At 67.1% G+C, this 19,500-nt stretch carries 20 protein-coding genes and 1 tRNA gene; 17 read left to right on the top strand and 4 right to left on the bottom strand.

Annotated elements, in window-relative coordinates:
• Positions 1-12: 12 nt before the first annotated feature.
• Positions 13-579 (bottom strand): adenine phosphoribosyltransferase, encoded by a 567-nt coding sequence (locus tag MBR110_RS04000; protein ID WP_011886049.1) that lies wholly within the window; start codon positions 577-579, stop codon positions 13-15.
• A 94-nt stretch (positions 580-673) separates the two neighbouring features.
• The gene (locus MBR110_RS03995; protein WP_045578773.1) at positions 674-2,680 is read right to left on the bottom strand and encodes a monovalent cation:proton antiporter family protein; all 2,007 of its coding nucleotides are present in this window, start codon (positions 2,678-2,680) and stop codon (positions 674-676) included.
• 125 nt (positions 2,681-2,805) lie between these two features.
• Here MBR110_RS03995 and kdsD point away from each other — a divergent pair, with 125 nt between their 5' ends.
• The 11 genes from kdsD to MBR110_RS03940 all read left to right on the top strand — a co-directional run bounded on the left by kdsD (position 2,806) and on the right by MBR110_RS03940 (position 12,043).
• Complete coding sequence (gene kdsD, locus MBR110_RS03990; RefSeq protein ID WP_014723665.1) at positions 2,806-3,789, top strand: arabinose 5-phosphate isomerase KdsD; 984 nt, start codon at positions 2,806-2,808, stop codon at positions 3,787-3,789.
• Positions 3,789-4,325 carry a KdsC family phosphatase gene (locus MBR110_RS03985; protein ID WP_011886052.1) on the top strand — a complete coding sequence of 179 codons (537 nt, stop codon included), beginning with the start codon at positions 3,789-3,791 and terminating at the stop codon, positions 4,323-4,325. Before kdsD ends, MBR110_RS03985 begins: the two co-directional genes overlap by 1 nt.
• A gap of 3 nt (positions 4,326-4,328) precedes the next feature.
• Complete coding sequence (lptC, locus tag MBR110_RS03980; RefSeq protein WP_011886053.1) at positions 4,329-4,943, top strand: LPS export ABC transporter periplasmic protein LptC; 615 nt, start codon at positions 4,329-4,331, stop codon at positions 4,941-4,943.
• 20 nt (positions 4,944-4,963) lie between these two features.
• Positions 4,964-5,629: a lipopolysaccharide transport periplasmic protein LptA gene (gene lptA, locus MBR110_RS03975; protein ID WP_011886054.1), complete on the top strand. Its 666-nt coding sequence runs from the start codon at positions 4,964-4,966 to the stop codon at positions 5,627-5,629.
• Entirely contained in the window at positions 5,626-6,402 is a 777-nt protein-coding gene (gene lptB / locus MBR110_RS03970; protein ID WP_014723666.1) for an LPS export ABC transporter ATP-binding protein, read from the top strand. Before lptA ends, lptB begins: the two co-directional genes overlap by 4 nt.
• A 162-nt stretch (positions 6,403-6,564) precedes the next feature.
• Positions 6,565-8,070 (top strand): RNA polymerase factor sigma-54, encoded by a 1,506-nt coding sequence (locus MBR110_RS03965; RefSeq protein WP_045578772.1) that lies wholly within the window; start codon positions 6,565-6,567, stop codon positions 8,068-8,070.
• A 158-nt stretch (positions 8,071-8,228) separates the two neighbouring features.
• Entirely contained in the window at positions 8,229-8,588 is a 360-nt protein-coding gene (gene hpf / locus MBR110_RS03960; RefSeq protein WP_011886057.1) for a ribosome hibernation-promoting factor, HPF/YfiA family, read from the top strand.
• A gap of 194 nt (positions 8,589-8,782) precedes the next feature.
• Positions 8,783-9,295 (top strand): PTS sugar transporter subunit IIA, encoded by a 513-nt coding sequence (locus tag MBR110_RS03955; protein WP_011886058.1) that lies wholly within the window; start codon positions 8,783-8,785, stop codon positions 9,293-9,295.
• Between the two features lie 129 nt (positions 9,296-9,424).
• On the top strand, positions 9,425-10,393 hold the full coding sequence (gene hprK / locus MBR110_RS03950) for an HPr(Ser) kinase/phosphatase (RefSeq protein WP_006483133.1): 969 nt from the start codon (positions 9,425-9,427) through the stop codon (positions 10,391-10,393).
• A 75-nt stretch (positions 10,394-10,468) separates the two neighbouring features.
• A complete protein-coding gene (gene rapZ / locus MBR110_RS03945) occupies positions 10,469-11,377 on the top strand; it encodes an RNase adapter RapZ (RefSeq protein ID WP_034192566.1) in 909 nt (302 codons plus the stop codon).
• A gap of 27 nt (positions 11,378-11,404) precedes the next feature.
• Positions 11,405-12,043: an LON peptidase substrate-binding domain-containing protein gene (locus MBR110_RS03940; protein ID WP_011886060.1), complete on the top strand. Its 639-nt coding sequence runs from the start codon at positions 11,405-11,407 to the stop codon at positions 12,041-12,043.
• Positions 12,044-12,160: 117 nt separating this feature from the next.
• Here the strand turns inward: MBR110_RS03940 and mutY are convergent, their stop codons facing one another.
• Positions 12,161-13,267: an A/G-specific adenine glycosylase gene (gene mutY / locus MBR110_RS03935; protein ID WP_059475370.1), complete on the bottom strand. Its 1,107-nt coding sequence runs from the start codon at positions 13,265-13,267 to the stop codon at positions 12,161-12,163.
• A 37-nt stretch (positions 13,268-13,304) separates the two neighbouring features.
• Positions 13,305-14,132, bottom strand: coding sequence for a bifunctional DNA-formamidopyrimidine glycosylase/DNA-(apurinic or apyrimidinic site) lyase (gene mutM, locus MBR110_RS03930; protein ID WP_011886062.1), 828 nt, complete (start codon positions 14,130-14,132; stop codon positions 13,305-13,307).
• 86 nt (positions 14,133-14,218) lie between these two features.
• Between mutM and MBR110_RS03925 the strand changes: the two genes are divergently transcribed.
• The 6 genes from MBR110_RS03925 to MBR110_RS03900 all read left to right on the top strand — a co-directional run bounded on the left by MBR110_RS03925 (position 14,219) and on the right by MBR110_RS03900 (position 19,475).
• Complete coding sequence (locus tag MBR110_RS03925; RefSeq protein ID WP_059461219.1) at positions 14,219-16,042, top strand: tetratricopeptide repeat protein; 1,824 nt, start codon at positions 14,219-14,221, stop codon at positions 16,040-16,042.
• Positions 16,042-16,662 (top strand): lipoprotein insertase outer membrane protein LolB, encoded by a 621-nt coding sequence (lolB, locus tag MBR110_RS03920; protein ID WP_011886064.1) that lies wholly within the window; start codon positions 16,042-16,044, stop codon positions 16,660-16,662. Before MBR110_RS03925 ends, lolB begins: the two co-directional genes overlap by 1 nt.
• Before the next feature lie 27 nt (positions 16,663-16,689).
• Positions 16,690-17,571: a 4-(cytidine 5'-diphospho)-2-C-methyl-D-erythritol kinase gene (gene ispE, locus MBR110_RS03915; RefSeq protein WP_011886065.1), complete on the top strand. Its 882-nt coding sequence runs from the start codon at positions 16,690-16,692 to the stop codon at positions 17,569-17,571.
• Positions 17,572-17,624: 53 nt separating this feature from the next.
• Positions 17,625-17,701: transfer RNA gene (locus MBR110_RS03910), tRNA-Gln, on the top strand.
• Between the two features lie 44 nt (positions 17,702-17,745).
• Positions 17,746-18,708: a ribose-phosphate pyrophosphokinase gene (locus tag MBR110_RS03905; RefSeq protein ID WP_011886066.1), complete on the top strand. Its 963-nt coding sequence runs from the start codon at positions 17,746-17,748 to the stop codon at positions 18,706-18,708.
• A 161-nt stretch (positions 18,709-18,869) separates the two neighbouring features.
• Entirely contained in the window at positions 18,870-19,475 is a 606-nt protein-coding gene (locus MBR110_RS03900; protein WP_011886067.1) for a 50S ribosomal protein L25/general stress protein Ctc, read from the top strand.
• Positions 19,476-19,500: the final 25 nt, after the last annotated feature.

Below are 19,500 nucleotides of genomic sequence, written 5' to 3'. Positions count from 1 at the left end.
GCGCTCGATGGTTCAGTGGCCGGCGAATTCGGTGACGGTGTAGATCGGCAGCCCTGCGTTGCGCAGCAGCGTCGAGCCGCCGAGGTCCGGCAGGTCGATGATCGCCGCGCCTTCGACGACGACCGCGCCGAGCCGCTGCAGCAGGTTGCGTCCCGCCATCATCGTGCCGCCGGTCGCGATCAGGTCGTCCATGATGATCACGCGGTCGCCGGGGCGGCACGCGTCCTCGTGGATCTCGACCGTCGCGCTGCCGTATTCGAGGTCGTACGATTCCGAGCACGTCTTGTACGGCAGCTTGCCGACCTTGCGGATCGGCACGAAGCCGACGCTCAGCTCATAAGCGACGATCGGCGCGATGATGAAGCCGCGCGCGTCGAGGCCGGCGACGTAGTCGAGCTTCGCATCGACATAGCGCTCGACGAACAGGTCGACGAGGATGCGCAGCGCCTTCGGGCTCTGCAGCAGCGTCGTGATGTCGCGGAACATCACGCCCGGCTGCGGCCAGTCGGGCACCGTGCGGATCTGGCTGTGGATGAAGGCGACCGGATCGAGCGGCGCGCCCGACGACGAATGCGGCATGAAACTCTCCGAAAAAAACGGTGCGCGACGATCGCGCACCGTTTCGAATTAATGCGGGTCAGGTTGTTGGGTCGCCCTTCGAGGCTTCGAGGCTTCAGGCTACCGCGGCCGGCGGCTCGCGCCGCAGCCGCGACAGCCGCTCCTCGGCGATCGCGAGCGCCTCGGGCAGCCCGCGCAGCACGACGATGTCGCTCGCGCGCAGCTTGGTCTGCGGATCGGGCTCGACGCCGCGAATGCCGTGCCGGCGAATCGCCGTGACTTCGATCCCGAGCACGTACAGCCCGAGCTCCTCCAGCGAGCGCCCGACCGCGTCGGCGCGCGCGTCGACCGGCACCGATTGTAGCCGCACCTGCTCGTGATCGTCGTCGTCGGCATCGTCCGCGCCGTGGAAATAGCCGCGCAGCAGGCTGTAGCGCTCGTCGCGCATCTCCTCGACGCGCCGCACGACCTTGCGCATCGGCACGCCCACCAGCACCAGCGTGTGCGACGCGAGCATCAGGCTGCCCTCGACGATCTCCGGAATCACCTCGGTCGCGCCGGCCGCGAGCAGCTTCTCGAGATCGGCGTCGTCGACGGTGCGCACGATCGCCGGCAGCGTCGGCGCCAGCTCGTGCACGTGGTGCAGCACGCGCAGCGCCGACGGCGTGTTCGCATACGTGATCGCGACGGCCGCCGCGCGATGGATGCCGGCCGCGAGCAGCGACTCGCGGCGCGCCGCGTCGCCGAACACGACCGATTCGCCGGCCGTCGCCGCGGCGCTCACGCGATCGGGATCGAGGTCGAGCGCGACGTACGGAATGCCTTCCTGCTCGAGCATGCGCGCGAGGTTCTGCCCCGCGCGGCCGTAGCCGCAGATGATCACGTGGCCGCGCTGCTTGAGGCTTTGCGTCGCGATCCGCGTCATCTGCAGCGACTGCTGCATCCATTCGGTCGACGACAGCCGCATCACGATCCGGTCGGCGTTCTGGATCAGGAACGGCGCGGCGAGCATCGACAGCAGCATCGACGCGAGGATCGCCTGCAGCAGCGTCGCATCGACCAGGTGCCGGTCGAGGATCAGGTTCAGCAGCACGAAGCCGAACTCGCCGGCCTGCGCGAGGCCGATGCCGGTGCGCATCGCGACGCCCGGCGTCGCGCCGAACAGCCGCGCGAGCCCCGCGATCGTCGTCGCCTTGAACAGGATCTGCCCGATGAAGAAGCCGAGCACGAGCAACGGATGCTCCCAGATCACGCGCGGATCGAGCAGCATCCCGGTCGTCACGAAGAACAGCCCGAGCAGCACGTCGCGAAACGGCTTGATGTCCTCTTCCACCTGATGACGGAACGGCGTCTCGGCGATCAGCATCCCGGCGATGAACGCGCCGAGCGCGAGCGACAGACCGAAGCGGTCGGTGATGAACGCGGCGCCCAGCGTGACGAGCAGCAGGTTCAGCACGAACAGCTCCTGCGAGCGGCGCCGCGCGACGACGTTCAGCCAGCGCGTCATGAAGCGCTGCCCGACGATCAGCAGCAGGGCGAGCGCGATCACGATCTTGACCGCCGCGAAGCCGAGCGTGATCGCGAGATCCTTCGACGACTCGGCGCCGAACGCCGCGATGACGATCAGCAGCGGCACCACCGCGAGATCCTGGAACAGCAGCACGCCGAAGATGTTGCGCCCGTGCGCGGTCTCGATCTCGAGCCGCTCGGCGAGCATCTTCGAGACGATCGCCGTCGACGACATCGCGAGCGCGCCGCCGAGCGCGACGCTGCCCTGCCACGCGATGTGCACCCACCGCTCGAACAGCGCGCCGAGCACGACCGCCAGCACGAGCGTCGCGACCACCTGCAGCAGCCCGAGCCCGAACACGAGCCGCTGCATCGCCCGCAGCTTCGCGAGCGAGAACTCGAGGCCGATCGAAAACATCAGGAACACGACGCCGAATTCGGCAAGATGCTCGGCGCGCTCGAGGTCCGCGGCGACGCCGAACGCGTGCGGGCCGACCAGAATGCCGACGGTCAGATAGCCGAGCATCGGCGGCAGGTTCAGCGAGCGAAATACGACGACGCCCACCACCGAAGCCAGCAGCAGCAGCAGCGTCATTTCGAGCGGGGAAATCACAGGCGAAGCGTCCTCGTTCGTCGGGGCCACGGCAATGCGGGCGCGGGTGGTGGCGGTAGGCAAGCGGCATCGGACAAGTCCGAAGGCGCGGCGCGGCGAACAAACGCCTTTGCTATACTCCGCGCATGATAGCGAAAATCAATGATGATCGGGCGCTCGCGCTCGCCCGCGACGTGCTCGACATCGAGGCGGACGCCGTGCGCGCGCTGCGCGACCAGCTCGACGGCGACTTCGTCCAGGCCGTGGCACTGCTGCTCGGCTGCCGCGGGCGCGTGGTGGTCTCCGGCATCGGCAAATCAGGGCATATCGCCCGCAAGATCGCGGCCACGCTGGCCAGCACCGGTACGCCTGCATTCTTCGTCCACCCGGCGGAAGCGAGCCATGGCGACCTCGGGATGGTGACCGCCGACGACGTCTTCATCGGCATTTCGTATTCCGGCGAATCGGAAGAGCTCGTGGCGATCCTGCCGCTCGTCAAGCGGATCGGCGCGAAGCTGATCGCGATCACGGGCCGCGCCGAATCGAGCCTCGGCAAGCTCGCCGACGTGCACCTGAACGCCGCCGTGTCGAAGGAAGCCTGCCCGCTGAACCTCGCGCCCACCGCGAGCACGACGGCCGCGCTCGCGCTCGGCGACGCCCTCGCCGTCGCGGTGCTCGATGCGCGCGGCTTCGGCTCCGAGGACTTCGCGCGCTCGCATCCGGGCGGCGCGCTCGGCCGCCGTCTGCTCACGCACGTACGCGACGTGATGCGCAGCGGCGCCGACGTGCCGCGCGTCGGGCTCGACGCGACGCTGTCGGACGCGCTGTTCCAGATCACCGAAAAGCGCCTGGGCATGACCGCCGTGGTCGACCCCGACGGCCGCGTCGCCGGCATCTTCACCGACGGCGACCTCCGCCGCGTGCTCGCGCGCGACGGCGACTTCCGCACGCTGCCGATCGTCGACGTGATGACGCGCGCGCCGCGCACGATCGGCCCGGACCAGCTCGCGGTCGAAGCCGTGGAACTGATGGAGCGCCACCGGATCAACCAGATGCTGGTGGTCGATGCAAACGGCATGCTGATCGGCGCGCTGAACATGCACGACCTGTTTTCGAAGAAGGTGATCTGATGAGCGCAGCGCTGACTGCGGCCGAACGCGCGAGCCGCGTGAAGCTGATGATTTTCGACGTCGACGGCGTACTGACCGACGGCGGCCTGCTGTTTACCGCGGCCGGCGACGCGATGAAGTCGTTCAATTCGCTCGACGGCCATGGCGTGAAGCTGCTCGGCGAAGCCGGCATCGCGACCGCGATCATCACCGGACGCCGTTCGGAGATCGTCGCGGCGCGCGCGAAGGAAATGAAGATCGCGCACCTGTTCCAGGGCGTCGAGGACAAGCTCGCCGTGTTCGCCGATCTGGCCGGCTCGCTCGGCATCGGCGCCGACGCATGCGGCTACATGGGCGACGACTGGCCCGACCTGCCCGTGATGCTGCGCTGCGGCTTCGCGACCGCGCCGGCCAATGCGCACCCCGAGGTGATCGCGCGCGCACACTGGGTGGCCGAGGCCCGCGGCGGTCACGGCGCGGTGCGCGAAGTGTGCGACGCGATCCTGCGCGCGCAGCGCCGCTACGATGCGCTGCTCGCCGCCGCGTGCGGAGTCTGACCGATGAATCCGCAATTTCGCTGGACCCAGCTGCTGCCGCTCGTCGCGGTGGCCGCGCTCGCGGGCATCACGTGGTGGCTGCTGCAGGCGACGCTGCCGCCGCCCGGCGAAGGCGCCGCGCAACCGAAGCGCCATACGCCCGACTATTTCGCCGACAACTTCTCGGTCACCGAGCTCGACCAGACCGGCACGACCCAGTACCGGCTGACGGCCGCGAAGCTGGTCCACTACGAAGACACCGACGACAGCGACCTGACCGATCCGGCGATGCGCGCGTTCCAGCCCGGCAAGCCGGTCGTCACGACCACCGCGAAGCGCGGCACGGTCAACGGCGACGTGTCGATCGTCGACTTGTACGACGACGCGCGCATCCTGCGCGTGGCCGGCGGCGGCGATCCGCAGATGCAGGCCGATTCGCAGCATTTCCGGATCTTGGTCAACGACGATGTGATCCAGACCGAAAAGCCGGTTAAACTTCAGCGCGGCCTGTCGCTCGTCAACGCGACCGACGGCATGAAGTACAACAACGTCACCCGGGTCATCGAGCTTTACGGCAACGTGCGCGGCACGATCGCCGCCACGGACACGTCCGGCGGCTCGAAAGGTCAACCCAGGTGACGCATCCCTCACGTGACTGCATGAACGAACCGTTCCCTCGACAGAATTCCGGCGGCGCTGCGCGCGCCGTCCGCGCCGCGCTCGTCGCGACGCTCGTGGCGCTCCCGCTCGTCGGGCTGGCGCCGCTCGCCCATGCCGAGAAGGCCGACCAGAACAAGCCGATCAACGTCGAGGCCGACAACCTGACCTATGACGACCTGAAGCAGGTGACCGTCGCGACCGGCAACGTCGTGATCACGAAGGGCACGATCAAGATCACCGGCGACCGCGTCGAAGTGCGGCAGGACCCGGAAGGCTACCAGTACGCGACGTCGTTCGGCAGCGGCAAGAAGCACGCGACGTTCCGCCAGAAGCGCGAAGGCCTCGACGAATACATCGACGGCGACGCCGAGCGCATCGACTACGACGGCAAGCAGGACCTGACCACGCTGACGACGGCCGCCACCGTGCGCCGCCTGCAGGGCACGTCGACGATCGCGGACACCGTGCACGGCAGCGTGATCACGTACGACGGCCAGCGCGACTTCTACACCGCGAAGGGCGGCAAGGACGTCGCCGCGCCGGGCAACCCGAACGGCCGCGTGCGCGCGATGCTGTCGCCGAAGAACGGCGGCCCCGGTCCGCTGAACGGCGCGCCGGCGAAGCTGTCGCCGTCGACCACGATCCAGGGAGCGCCCGCCCAATGAACGCGCTTCCGAATCGCCAGCCGGCCGGCACCACGAGCTCGCTCGTGGTGCGCAACCTGAAGAAGCGCTACGGATCGCGCACCGTCGTCAAGGACGTGTCGCTCGACGTGAAGAGCGGCGAGGTGGTCGGCCTGCTCGGCCCGAACGGCGCGGGCAAGACGACGTCGTTCTACATGATCGTCGGCCTCGTGCCGCTCGATGCGGGCGAGATCTCGCTGAACGGCAGCTCGATCAGCCTGCTGCCGATCCACAAGCGCGCGTCGCTCGGCCTGTCGTATCTGCCGCAGGAAGCGTCGGTGTTCCGCAAGCTGACCGTCGAGGAAAACATCCGCGCGGTGCTCGAGCTGCAGCACGGCGACGACGGCAAGCGCCTGTCGAAGGACGCCATCGCGGCGCGCACGGAGGCGCTGCTCGACGAGCTGCAGATTGGCCACCTGCGCGACAATCCCGCGCTGTCGCTGTCGGGCGGCGAACGCCGTCGCGTGGAGATCGCACGCGCGCTCGCGACCAACCCGAACTTCATCCTGCTCGACGAACCGTTCGCGGGCGTCGACCCGATCGCGGTGCTCGAGATCCAGAAGATCGTCAAGTTCCTGAAGCAACGCAACATCGGCGTGTTGATCACCGATCACAACGTGCGTGAAACGCTCGGCATCTGCGATCACGCCTACATCATCAGCGACGGTTCGGTGCTCGCCGCCGGCGCGCCGAGCGAAATCATCGAGAACGAGAGCGTGCGCCGCGTCTACCTCGGCGAACACTTCCGGATGTAACTTCCCCATGGCTGGCCGCCCCCGCCCAGCGATGCCGCGCGGGGCCGCGCCCGCGTGCCCGCTCAGCGGCCCTGCCGCGGCCTGACGCCGCGCCGCGCGTAATCGCGGATGGCTCAACGCGGCTGGGTCGTGGCAAACTGCCGGTATGACTCCCTCCTCGCCATGAAAGCCAGCCTCCAACTCCGCCTGTCGCAACACCTTGCGTTGACGCCGCAGCTGCAGCAGTCGATTCGGCTTTTGCAGCTGTCGACGCTCGAGCTGCAGCAGGAAGTCGCGATGGCCGTCGCGCAGAATCCGCTGCTGGAAAGCGACGACGAATGGATCGCGAGCCCGCTGCGCGTCGCAGCCGACGGATCGCTGATCGCGCAGACGCCGCCCGCCCCGAACGGCGAGTCCGGCAGCATGAACGGCAGCGGCCAGTCGAGCGAGCGCGCCGAACGCGACGAGCCGGCCGCCACCGACGAATACGACGGCTATGGCTCGGGCGACACGAGCGACGGCCCGCAATGGAATCTCGACGAATTCGGCCGCTCGAGCGGCGCGTCGGACGACGACGATCTCCCGCCGCTGCAGGTCCAGGAAGCCGCCACGTCGCTGCGCGAGCATCTGTCCGCGCAGCTGCGCGTCACGCAGGCCAGTCCGCGCGATCGCGCGCTCGTGATGTTCCTGATCGAATCGCTCGACGACGACGGCTACCTGACCGCGTCGCTCGACGAAGTGCTGGCCGACCTGCCGCCCGAACTCGAAGTCGACTGCGACGAGCTGAATGCGGCGCTCGCGCTGCTGCACAGCTTCGATCCGGCCGGCGTCGGCGCGCGCTCGGCGTCCGAATGCCTGAAGCTGCAACTGCTGCGGCTCGATCCGTCCCCGACCCGCACGCTCGCGCTGGAAATCGTCTCGCAGCATCTCGAGCTGCTCGCCGCGCGCGACTTCACGCGGCTGCGCAAGCAACTGAAGGCGAGCGACGACGCGCTGCGCGACGCGCACGCGCTGATCCGCTCGCTGGAGCCGTTCCCCGGCGCGGCCTACGGCAAGGCCGAGGCCGACTACGTGGTACCCGACATCATCGTGAAGAAGGCCGGCCAGGGCTGGCTCGCGGAGCTCAATCCGGAGGTGATGCCGCGCCTGCGGATCAACAACCTGTACGCGAACATTCTGCGCAACAGCCGCGGCGATCCGTCGACCGGATCGTTGAAGCAACAGCTGCAGGAAGCACGCTGGCTGATCAAGAATATCCAGCAGCGATTCGACACGATCCTGCGTGTCGCGCAGGCTATTGTCGAACGTCAGAAGAACTTCTTTGCGCACGGCGAAATTGCCATGCGCCCCTTGGTTTTGCGGGAAATAGCTGATACGCTGGGCCTACACGAGTCGACTGTCAGCCGTGTGACAACCGGTAAGTACATGCTGACCCCGTTCGGGACGCTGGAGTTCAAGTACTTCTTCGGATCGCACGTTTCGACCGACACCGGAGGCGCCGCATCGTCGACCGCCATCCGAGCCCTGATCAAGCAACTGATAGGAGCTGAAGACCCAAAGTCGCCACTTTCGGACAGCCGCATTGCCGAGCTGCTGGCAGAACAGGGATTCGTGGTCGCGCGCCGCACGGTCGCGAAGTATCGCGAAGCCCTCAGGATCCCGGCAGTGAATCTGCGCAAATCTCTTTAAGCCTGCTGCCTGCCCGGCGGCAGGCGTGTTCCGGCCACCGCGCATACGGGGAACAGGCCGGGCGACCTGTCCGCGATTACGCCGCCATGTGCGGCAGGGCAAGTCGACCGGAGCGCCGCCTCGATGCGGCCGGGTGGTCACTCGCTTGGAGAAGCACTATGAACCTGAAGATCAGTGGACATCATCTCGAAGTCACGCCTGCAATTCGCGAATACGTGATCACCAAGCTGGACCGGGTGCTACGCCATAGCGATCAGGTCATCGATGGCACTGTGATCCTCTCGGTCGACAACCACAAGGAAAAGGACAAGCAGCAGCGCGCGGAAATCAACCTGCACCTGAAGGGCAAGGACATCTTCGTCGAAAGCGCGAACGGCAACCTGTACGCAGCGATCGATCTGCTGATCGACAAGCTGGATCGCCAGGTCGTCAAGCACATGGAGCGTCTGCAGACCCATGCGCACGACCCGATCAAGCTCCAGCCGTCGGTCGACCAGATCGAACTGCCGCCGCAATAACCTTTACCGCAACACGCACATCGCCCGGTTCGCCGGGCTTTTTTTGTGCCCTCGGGGCCGTGGTGCGACCGGTCCGTCCATGCTGCGCCATGCACGCGGCTGTGCTCTATAATGTGCCGGTTATCGCCGGGGGGCGTGGCGCGCGGTAGCTGCGTTGCAGGCTGCCGAAGCCGACCGCCTTGATATCGCCGAACATGGAAAATCAGTCTGCCGCAGCAAGGAGACCCCAGGCCGCCCACTCGCCTGCCAACATGAATCGCCTAGCCAAAATCCTGCCCATTGAGAACGTCGTCATCGACCTCTCCGTCACCAGCAAGAAACGCGTCTTCGAGCAAGCGGGGCTGATCTTCGAGAATCAGAACGGCATCGCCCGCAGCACCGTCACGGACAACCTGTTCGCGCGCGAGCGCCTCGGCTCGACCGGGCTCGGCGAAGGCGTCGCGATTCCACACGGGCGCATCAAGGGTCTCAAGCATCCGCTCGCCGCCTTCGTCCGGCTTGCCGAGGCGATCCCGTTCGAGGCGCCCGACGGCCAGCCCGTCGGGCTCCTGATCTTCCTGCTCGTGCCCGAGCAAGCCACGCAGCAGCACCTCGAGATCCTGTCGGAGATCGCGCAGCTGCTGTCCGATCGAGACGCGCGCGAGCGTCTGCACAACGAAACGGATATCGCCGAGTTGCATCGCCTGCTCACTCAGTGGCAACCTTGAGTTGATCCGGGCGGAACATTCCCCAGAACCCGGCGGCACGCGCCGCCGTCCAGGGCCGCCCGGCGCCGGTCCGGCATGGCGACGCCCGTCGCCGTGCGCATGCACCGGCTCATTGGAGTGACGAGAGTCATGGATACGTCCAGCATCAACGCCCAGAGCATCTTCGACGACAACGCGGCCACGCTGAAGCTCAGCTGGCTGACGGGGCATGAAGGCTGGGAGCGCGGTTTCTCGGCCGACACGGTCGGCAACGCGACGTCGAGCGCCGACCTCGTCGGCCACTTGAACCTGATCCACCCGAACCGGATCCAGGTGCTCGGCGAAGCTGAAATCGACTACTACCAGCGGCAGACCGACGAAGACCGTTCGCGCCACATGGCCGAGCTGATCGCGCTCGAGCCGCCGTTCCTGGTGGTGGCCGGCGGCGCGGCCGCCCCGCCCGAGCTGGTGCTGCGCTGCACGCGCTCGTCCACGCCGCTGTTCACGACGCCGATGTCCGCGGCCGCGGTCATCGACAGCCTGCGGCTCTACATGTCGCGCATCCTCGCGCCGCGCGCGACGCTGCATGGCGTGTTCCTCGACATCCTCGGGATGGGCGTGCTGCTCACCGGCGATTCGGGGCTCGGCAAGAGCGAGCTCGGCCTCGAGCTGATCAGCCGCGGTCACGGCCTGGTGGCCGACGACGCCGTCGATTTCGTCCGCCTCGGTCCCGATTTCGTCGAAGGCCGCTGCCCGCCGCTGCTGCAGAACCTGCTCGAAGTGCGCGGCCTCGGGCTGCTCGACATCAAGACGATCTTCGGCGAAACCGCCGTGCGCCGGAAAATGAAGCTGAAGCTGATCGTCCAGCTGGTGCGCCGGCCGGACGGCGAATTCCAGCGCTTGCCGCTCGAAAGCCAGACGGTCGACGTGCTCGGCCTGCCGATCAGCAAGGTCACGATCCAGGTGGCGGCCGGCCGCAACCTCGCGGTGCTCGTCGAGGCGGCCGTGCGCAACACGATCCTGCAGCTGCGCGGCATCGACACGTTGCGCGATTTCATGGATCGGCAACGGCTCGCGATGCAGGATCCCGACAGTCAGTTCCCCGGCAAGCTCGTATAGCGTTCGCGCGCCGGCCACGCAGCGCCGACGCGTCGAGCCGGTGCTATGATGAAACGTCAGGATTCTCTGCTTCCCATGCGCATCGTCCTCATCACCGGCATCTCCGGCTCAGGCAAGTCCGTCGCGCTGAACGCGCTGGAGGACGCAGGCTACTACTGCGTCGACAACCTGCCGCCGCACGTGCTGCCCGAACTCGCCCGCTACCTCGCCGAGGATGGCCAGCACCGGCTCGCGGTCGCGATCGATGCGCGTTCGAGCGCGTCGCTCGACGAAATGCCCGGCCTGATCCGCGCGCTGTCGCTCGAGCACGACGTGCGCGTGCTGTTCCTCAACGCGAGCACGCAGTCGTTGATCCAGCGCTTTTCCGAAACGCGCCGGCGCCATCCGCTGTCCGGCTCGCCGTCCCACGACGCGAACGTCGGGCTGCTGTCGTCGCTCGAGGAAGCGATCGAGCGCGAGCGCGAGCTGGTCGCGCCGCTCGCCGAATTCGGCCACCAGATCGACACCAGCACGCTGCGCGCGAACGTGCTGCGCACCTGGGTCAAGCGCTTCATCGAGCAGAAGAACAACGACCTGATGGTGATGTTCGAATCGTTCGGCTTCAAGCGCGGCGTGCCGCTCGACGCCGACCTGATGTTCGACGTGCGCGCGCTGCCGAATCCGTACTACGACCACGAGCTGCGCCCGCTCACCGGGCTCGACCAGCCGGTCATCGCGTTTCTCGACGCACTGCCGATCGTCCATCAGATGATCGACGACATCCATGCGTTCCTGATGAAATGGTTGCCGCACTTTCGCGAGGACAACCGCAGCTATCTGACCGTCGCCATCGGCTGTACCGGCGGCCAGCATCGCTCGGTGTTCATCGCGGAAACGCTCGCCGCGCGCCTCGCGCACGATGCGAACGTGATCGTGCGGCATCGTGACGCGCCGGTGGATGTCGACGCGTCGTCGCGGCTCGTCGCCGACGTCCACCGACCTTAGCGACACCGCCTCTCTCGCCAGCGCGCCATGTCCACCTTATCGACGACCCTGATCGACCTGCCGCTGTTTCCGCTGCACACGGTGCTGTTCCCCGGCGGCTGGCTGCCGCTGAAGGTGTTCGAGGCGCGCTATCTGGACATGTGCCGCGCGTGCCTGCGCGACGACGCGCCGTTCGGCGTGTGCCTGCTCAAGAGCGGCCCCGAAGTGGCGCAGGACGGCGCCGTGTCGGTGCCCGAGACCATCGGCTGCATGGCGCGCATCACCGAATGCGACACCGGCGAGTTCGGCATGCTCTACATGCAGGCGATCGGCACGCAGCGCTTCGAGCTGCTGTCGTATCGCGTCGAAGGCAACGGGCTGCTGGTCGGCATCGCGCAGGCGCTCCCCGACGACATCCCGCTCGAAGGCGAACAGGCGCTCGCGCAGTTCGGCTCGTGCGCGGAGGTGCTCGAACGGATCATCGACGCGCTGAAGAAGTCCGAGCCCGACAACAAGCTGCCGTTTTGCGAGCCGTTCCGCCTCGACGATCCGAGCTGGGTGTCGAACCGTCTCGCCGAGCTGCTGCCGCTCGACCTGCGCGCGCGGCAGAAATTGATGGAGTTTCCGGACGTCGGCGCCCGGATCGACGCCGTGCATCACGTGCTCGATCGGCACGGATGGCTTTGAGCGCTGAACGCGCGTCGGTTTTCTATCGGCTTCACGTGGCGGATCGAACCCGCGGCGCGAGCGCGCGAAGCGGCGTCGCGGCGTACTGAACGCACGCGCCGCCTCGTCACCGTTTCGTCACAACAGCGGCCCGCTCAACGCATCGAGCAGCTTGCGCACCGGCGCCGGCACGCCGTACGCATCGAGGCCGGCGAGCGGCACCCACGCGGTGTCGGCATCGAGCGCCGCCGCTTGCGCCTGACCGCCGTGCGTCATGTCGCTCAGGCGCGGTTCGATCTCCAGCCGGAAATGCGTGAAGGTGTGCGTGAACGGCGCGAGCGGCACCGGGCCGCCGCCGCCGAAGCCCTGCGCCAGCGCCGCGAGCGCCGCATCGCCGTCGGCCTGCGGCAGGCACCACAGCCCGCCCCAGATGCCGGCCGGCGGACGCCGCTCGAGCAGCACCGCATCGCCGTCGCGCAGCACCAGCATCCACGTCTTGCGCGTCGGCACCGCCTTCTTCGGCCGGGCTGCCGGAAGTTCGCGCTGGCGCCCCGTCGACTGCGCGACGCAGTCGCCCGCGAACGGACAGCGCGCGCAATCCGGCTTGCCGCGCACGCACAGCGTCGCGCCGAGATCCATCAGCCCTTGCGTGTACGCGCTCACATCGGCCGCATTCGCGGCATCCGGCAGCAACGATTCGGCGAGCGCCCACATGTCGTTCTCGACGCGCTTGTCGCCCGGAAAGCCTTCGACGCCGAACACCCGCGCGAGCACGCGCTTCACGTTGCCGTCGAGGATCGTCGCGCGCGCGCCGTACGCGAACGACGCGATCGCGGCGGCCGTCGAGCGGCCGATGCCCGGCAGCTCGGCAAGCCCGTCCGGCGTCGACGGGAATACGCCGCCGTGCTCGGCGACGACGACCTGCGCGCAGCGATGCAGATTGCGCGCGCGCGAGTAGTAGCCGAGGCCGGCCCACAGCGCCATCACGTCGTCGGACGGCGCGGCCGCGAGCGCGGCGACGTCGGGAAAGCGCTCGAGAAAGCGCGTGTAATACGGAACGACCGTCGACACCTGCGTCTGTTGCAGCATGATTTCCGACAGCCAGATCCGGTACGGATCGCGGGTGTTCTGCCACGGCAGGTCATGGCGGCCGTGCACGCGCTGCCAGGCGACGAGGCGCGTGGCGAAGGTGCGGTGCTGCGGCGTGACGGGGAACGGAGCGGGAGCGATGCGGGGCGGCTTCAAGTGTTCGAAGTTTCGGAAAGAGGTTACGACGCGCAGCTCAACGCTGGCAGGTCGGACAGAAATAGGTCGAGCGCTGCCCCTGCACGATCTGGCGGATCGGCGTGCCGCATACGCGGCAAGGCAGCCCGGCGCGGTCGTACGCGAAGCAGTCGAGCTGGAAATAGCCGCTTTCGCCGTTGCTGCCGACGAAATCGCGCAGCGTGCTGCCGCCGCGTTCGATCGCGTCGGCGAGCGTCGCGCGCACCGCGTCGGCGAGCCGCTCATAGCGCGGCAGCGACACCTTGCCGGCCGCGGTCGTCGGCCGGATGCCGGCGCGAAACAGGCTCTCCGACGCATAGATGTTGCCCACGCCGACGACCATGTCGCCCGCGAGCAGCGCCTGCTTGACCGACACCGTGCGCCCGCGCGTGCGCGCATGCAGCAGCGCGCCGGTGAAGGCGGGCGAGAACGGCTCGACGCCGAGGCTCGCGAGCAGCGGATGCGCATGCACGTCGCCGGCTTCGCGCGGGTGCCACAGCACGGCGCCGAAGCGGCGCGGATCGCGAAAGCGCAGCACGAATTCGTCGAAGATCCAGTCGATGTGGTCGTGTTTGGCCGCAACCGGCACGCCGGCCACCGGCAGCACGCGCAGCGTGCCGGTCATCCCGAGATGGACGATGAACCAGCCGGCGTCGACTTCGAACAGCAGATACTTGCCGCGACGCTCGACGGCGAGCACCTCGCGCGCGCGCAATTGCTCGGCGAGGTCCGCCGGCACCGGCCAACGCAGCATCGCGGTGCGGACGTCGACACGCTCGACGCGGCGGCCCGCGACAAAGGGCGCGATGCCCCGGCGCGTGACTTCGACTTCTGGCAACTCTGGCATGTTTTGCGGGTCTGAGACGGGATTCACGATCGTGCGTGTATTGTAGCGAGCGCGTTACAATCGGTTGAAACATCGAACGGATTTCCATGACCCTGCCCTCGAAGCTGCTTCTGAAGCGCCCCGCCGCCGCGCGCGGCGCGCGCGCCTTCCCGGTCCGCCGTGCGCTCGGCGCCGCGCTGTTCGCCGCATGGACCCTCACCGCCCTCCCGGCTCACGCGCAGGCTCCGGCATCGGACGACGCGCAGTCGCAGGGCGCGTTCGAGCACGTGATGCCGGACGAGAAGAAGAATCTCCCGGCCGTTCCGCTGACGAGCCAGATCGTCTACCAGGTGCTGGCCGCCGAGGTCGCGCTCCAGCGCAACCAGCCGGCGCCGGCCTACCAGACCTACCTCGCGCTCGCCCGCGACACGCGCGATCCGCGCATGGCGCAGCGTGCGACGGAGATCGCGCTGGGCGCGCAAAGCCCGGCCGACGCGCTGTCGGCGGCCAATCTGTGGCTCCAGTACGCGCCGGATTCGAATCGCGCGTCGCAAGTCGACGCGGCGCTGCTGGTGCTCGCCGGCAAGCCCGCCGACGCGCAGCCGATGCTCGCCCGCGAGCTGGCGCGCGCGACCGGCGAGACGCGCGGTCAGGCGATCCTCGCGCTGCAGGCGCTGCTGGTGCGCGGCGCCGACCGCGTCGGCGGCCTCGCGGTGCTGAAGGACATGCTGAAGAACGACATGAACCGGCCGGAGGCGCAGCTCGCGATCGCGCGGCAGCAGCTCGCGGTCGACGACAAGGAAGGCGCCGCGCAATCGCTGAAGCAGGCGCTGCAGATCCGCCCCGACTACCTGCCGGCCGCGCTGATGCTGTCGCAGATGGGGCCCGCGGAGCGCGCGGCCGGCATCGCTTCGTTCGAGAAATACGTTCAGCAGAATCCGAAGTCGCGCGATGCGCGGCTCGCGCTGTCGCAGCTGTATCTCGCCGACGATCGCCTCGACGACGCGCAAAAGCAGTTCGAGTCGATGCGCAAGCTCGATTCGAAGGATCCGACGCCGCTGATGGCGCTCGCGCTGATCAAGATCCAGCAGAAGAAGCTCGACGATGCGAGCGCGTACCTGAAACAGTACGTGCAGCTCGGCACGAAGCAGCCGAACCTCGACGTCGGCCAGGGCTACATCTACCTCGCGCAGATCGCGATCGAGCAGGGCAACGACGCGCAGGCGTCGCAGTGGCTCGACAAGGTCGACCAGACGAGCCAGCACTACCTGCCCGCGCAGATCACGCGCGCCCAGCTGCTGCAGAAACAGGGCAAGACCGACGAGGCGCGCAAGGTGCTCGACGATCTGCCGATCAGCGATCCGCGCGATGCGGCCGTGGTCGCGCGCACCGACGCGTCGATCCTGTTCACCGCGAAGCGCTACACGGAAGCCGAGGCACGGCTCAGCCAGGCGGTCCAGGACTTCCCGGACGATCCCGACCTGCGCTACGACTACGCGATGGCGGCCGAAAAGACCGGCCACTACGCGACGATGGAAAAGCAGCTGCGCGAGCTGATCCGCACGCAGCCCGACAATCCGCAGGCATACAACGCGCTCGGCTATTCGCTGGCCGATCGCAACCAGCGGTTGCCGGAGGCGAACAAGCTGATCGACAAGGCGCTGTCGCTCGCGCCGAACGATGCGTACATCATGGACAGCCTCGGCTGGGTGAAGTACCGGATGGGCGACACGGCCGGCGCGACCAAGGTGCTGCGGCGCGCGTACGAGCTGCAGCCGAACGCCGAGATCGGCGCGCACCTGGGCGAAGTGCTGTGGAAGAGCGGCGCGCAGGAAGACGCACGCAACGCGTGGCGTGCCGCGCAGCAGCTCGAGCCCGACAACGAGACGCTCGTGCAGACGCTGAAGCGCTTGCAGGTCAACGGCCTTTGATGCGGATGTTCCCGATGCTTTTCCCGTCTTTCCGCGCGCAGCGCGCGCTGGCTGCGGCCGGCGCGGCGCTCGCGCTCGCCGGCTGCGCGAGCACGCCGCCGGCGGCGAACGCGCCGTCGGACGCCGTGCTGCAGACGGCCGCGACGCACGCGTATCACGGCCGCTTCGCGGTGCAGTACAACGACCGCCTCGGCCGGCAACAGAACGTGTACGGCAACTTCGACTGGCAGGAGCACGGCGACGACGTATCGCTGGAACTGCGCAGCCCGCTCGGCCAGACGCTCGCCGTCGTCAAATCGACGCCGCAGGCCGCGTCGCTCGAGCTGCCGAACCGTCAGCCGCAATATGCGACCGACGTCGGCGAGCTGATGCAGAACACGCTCGGCTTCGCGTTGCCGCTCGCCGGCCTGCGCTACTGGCTGCTGCCAACGCCCGCGCCCACGACGCCCGCGCAGACGCAGCGCGATCCGGCCGACGCCGCGCGCGTCACGCAGATCCGCCAGGACGGCTGGACGATCGACTACCTCGCCTACGCGGACGCGCCGGCCACGGGCGTCAAACGCGTGAACCTCGTGCGCGCGACGCCGCCACTCGACATCAAGCTCGTGCTCGACCAGTGAGCACGTGAACCTAGCCCCGACATACGCATGACCGATTCGACCCGCTCGCTGCGCAACTGCCTTGCGCCCGCGAAACTCAACCTGTTCCTGCACATCACCGGCCGCCGGCCGAATGGCTATCACGATCTGCAGAGCGTGTTCCAGTTGCTGAACTGGGGCGACACGCTGCACTTCACGCTGCGCGACGACGGCCGCGTCGCACGCGCGACCGACGTGCCGGGCGTGCCAGAGGAAAGCGATCTCGTCGTGCGCGCGGCGAACCTGCTGAAAGCACACACCGGCACCGTCGCGGGCGTCGACATCGAGATCGACAAGTGCCTGCCGATGGGCGCGGGCCTTGGCGGCGGCAGCTCGGATGCGGCGACGACGCTGCTCGCGCTGAACCGTCTGTGGCAACTCGACCTTTCGCGTGCGGAGCTGCAGTCGCTCGCGGTGAAACTCGGCGCGGACGTGCCGTTCTTCGTTTTCGGAAAAAATGCGTTCGCAGAGGGTATCGGAGAAGAATTAGCTGAGGTACAATTGCCGACTCGCTGGTTCCTGGTTGTGACGCCGCGAGTTCATGTCCCCACCGCTGAGATTTTTTCAGACGAGCTGTTGACAAGGGACACAAAGCCAGTCACAATTGCTGACTTTCTTGCACGGCGTAACAGCGATGCGGGATGGCCAGACAGTTTCGGCCGGAACGATATGCAGCAAGTTGTGACAAGTAAGTACGCGGAAGTTGCACAGGTGGTCAAATGGTTGTATAATGTGACCCCTTCAAGGATGACCGGCTCCGGAGCAAGCGTGTTTGCGGTGTTTCGAAGCAGGCACGAGGCAGAAGCGGTGAAAGCCAATCTGCCCACCGGTTGGAATGGTGCAGTTGCCGAGAGCCTGAACGAGCATCCGCTCTTCGCTTTCGCGTCATGAAGTTTCGCTTTGTCGGATGGCCTACGAGTCCGGCGAAGTTATCAGTTAAGTGTAGGGGAGTCGCCAAGTTGGTCAAGGCACCGGATTTTGATTCCGGCATGCGAGGGTTCGAGTCCTTCCTCCCCTGCCAAAAATTTTCCCGCATTTCCCGCCTAAGCCTGAAGCAGGTGCACGATGAGCAGCCACAGCCATGATGGCTTGATGGTCTTTACTGGCAACGCGAACCCCGCGCTCGCCCAGGAAGTCGTCAATATCCTTGGTATTCCCCTCGGCAAAGCAATGGTCAGCCGGTTCTCCGACGGCGAGATCCAGGTCGAGATCCAGGAAAACGTGCGCGGCAAGGACGTCTTCGTCCTGCAATCCACGTGCGCGCCGGCCAACGACAATCTGATGGAACTGATGATCATGGTCGACGCGCTCAAGCGTGCGTCCGCCGGCCGGATCACCGCTGCCATCCCCTACTTCGGCTACGCCCGCCAGGATCGCCGCCCGCGTTCCGCGCGCGTCGCGATCTCGGCGAAGATCGTCGCGAACATGCTGGAAATCGCCGGCGTCGAGCGGATCATCACGATGGATCTGCACGCCGACCAGATTCAGGGCTTCTTCGACATTCCGGTCGACAATATCTACGCAACGCCGATCCTGCTGGGCGATCTGCGCAAGCAGAACTACTCGGATCTGCTCGTCGTGTCGCCGGATGTCGGCGGCGTGGTGCGCGCCCGCGCGCTCGCGAAGCAGCTGAACTGCGATCTCGCGATCATCGACAAGCGTCGTCCGAAGGCGAACGTCGCCGAAGTGATGAACATCATCGGTGAAGTCGAAGGCCGCACCTGCGTGATCATGGACGACATGGTCGATACGGCCGGCACGCTCTGCAAGGCCGCGCAAGTGCTGAAGGATCGCGGCGCGAAGCAGGTGTTCGCCTACGCGACGCACCCGGTGCTGTCGGGCGGCGCCGCCGAGCGCATCGCCGCATCGGCACTCGACGAGTTGGTCGTCACCGATACGATCCCGCTGTCGGCAGAATCGCTGGCCTGCTCGAAGATTCGCTCGCTGACGAGCGCGAGCCTGCTGGCCGAAACGTTCTCGCGGATTCGCCGCGGCGACTCGGTGATGTCGCTGTTCGCGGAATCCTGATCGCGGAACGACACGTAACGAATGCGCAGAAAGCGAAGCGGTGACGCTTCGCTTTTTGCACAATCGGACGGGATAGACGAAACCCCGTCCGCTTTATCGGGGGCCGCCATTTCGCCGGCCCCGTTTTACTGCCTGGTCGCGGGCAGCAAATGGAGAATCACATGAAAGTCGTCGCTTTCGAGCGCCAACAGCAAGGTACGGGTGCGAGCCGCCGCCTGCGCAACGCCGGTAAGACCACGGGCATCGTCTACGGTGGCGAAGCTGCCCCGCAAAAGATCGAACTGGATCACAACGCGCTGTGGCACGCACTGAAGAAGGAAGCTTTCCACGCGTCGATCCTCGACCTGGAAATCGCTGGCCAGTCGCAACAGGTTCTGCTGCGCGACGTGCAATACCACCCGTTCAAGCAACTGGTGCTGCACGTTGACTTCCAGCGCGTCGATGCGAAGAAGAAGCTGCACACGAAGGTGCCGCTGCACTTCCTGAACGCCGAAGTCAGCCCGGCAGTGAAGCTGTCGAGCGCAATCGTCTCGCACGTCACGACGGAAATCGAAGTCGAGTGCCTGCCGTCGGCTCTGCCGGAATTCCTCGAAGTCGATCTGTCGAAGATCGAAGCAGGTCAGTCGCTGCACGCGAAGGACATCGCACTGCCGAACGGCGTCGCGCTGGTCGCGCACGTCGACGCGGAAAACCCGGTTGTCGCCTCGGCGACGGTCCCGGCTGGTGCCGTGTCGGACGCAGCAGAAGGCGAAACGCCGGCTGCCTAACGGCTGCCCACGCGCCATTCGATCC

It is taken from the genome of Burkholderia sp. MBR-1 (genome assembly GCF_013822785.1).
Classification (GTDB): Bacteria; Pseudomonadota; Gammaproteobacteria; order Burkholderiales; family Burkholderiaceae; genus Burkholderia; species Burkholderia vietnamiensis.
The sequence above is the reverse complement of the archived record's forward strand: the minus strand, read 5'-3'. Positions and strand labels throughout refer to the sequence as shown.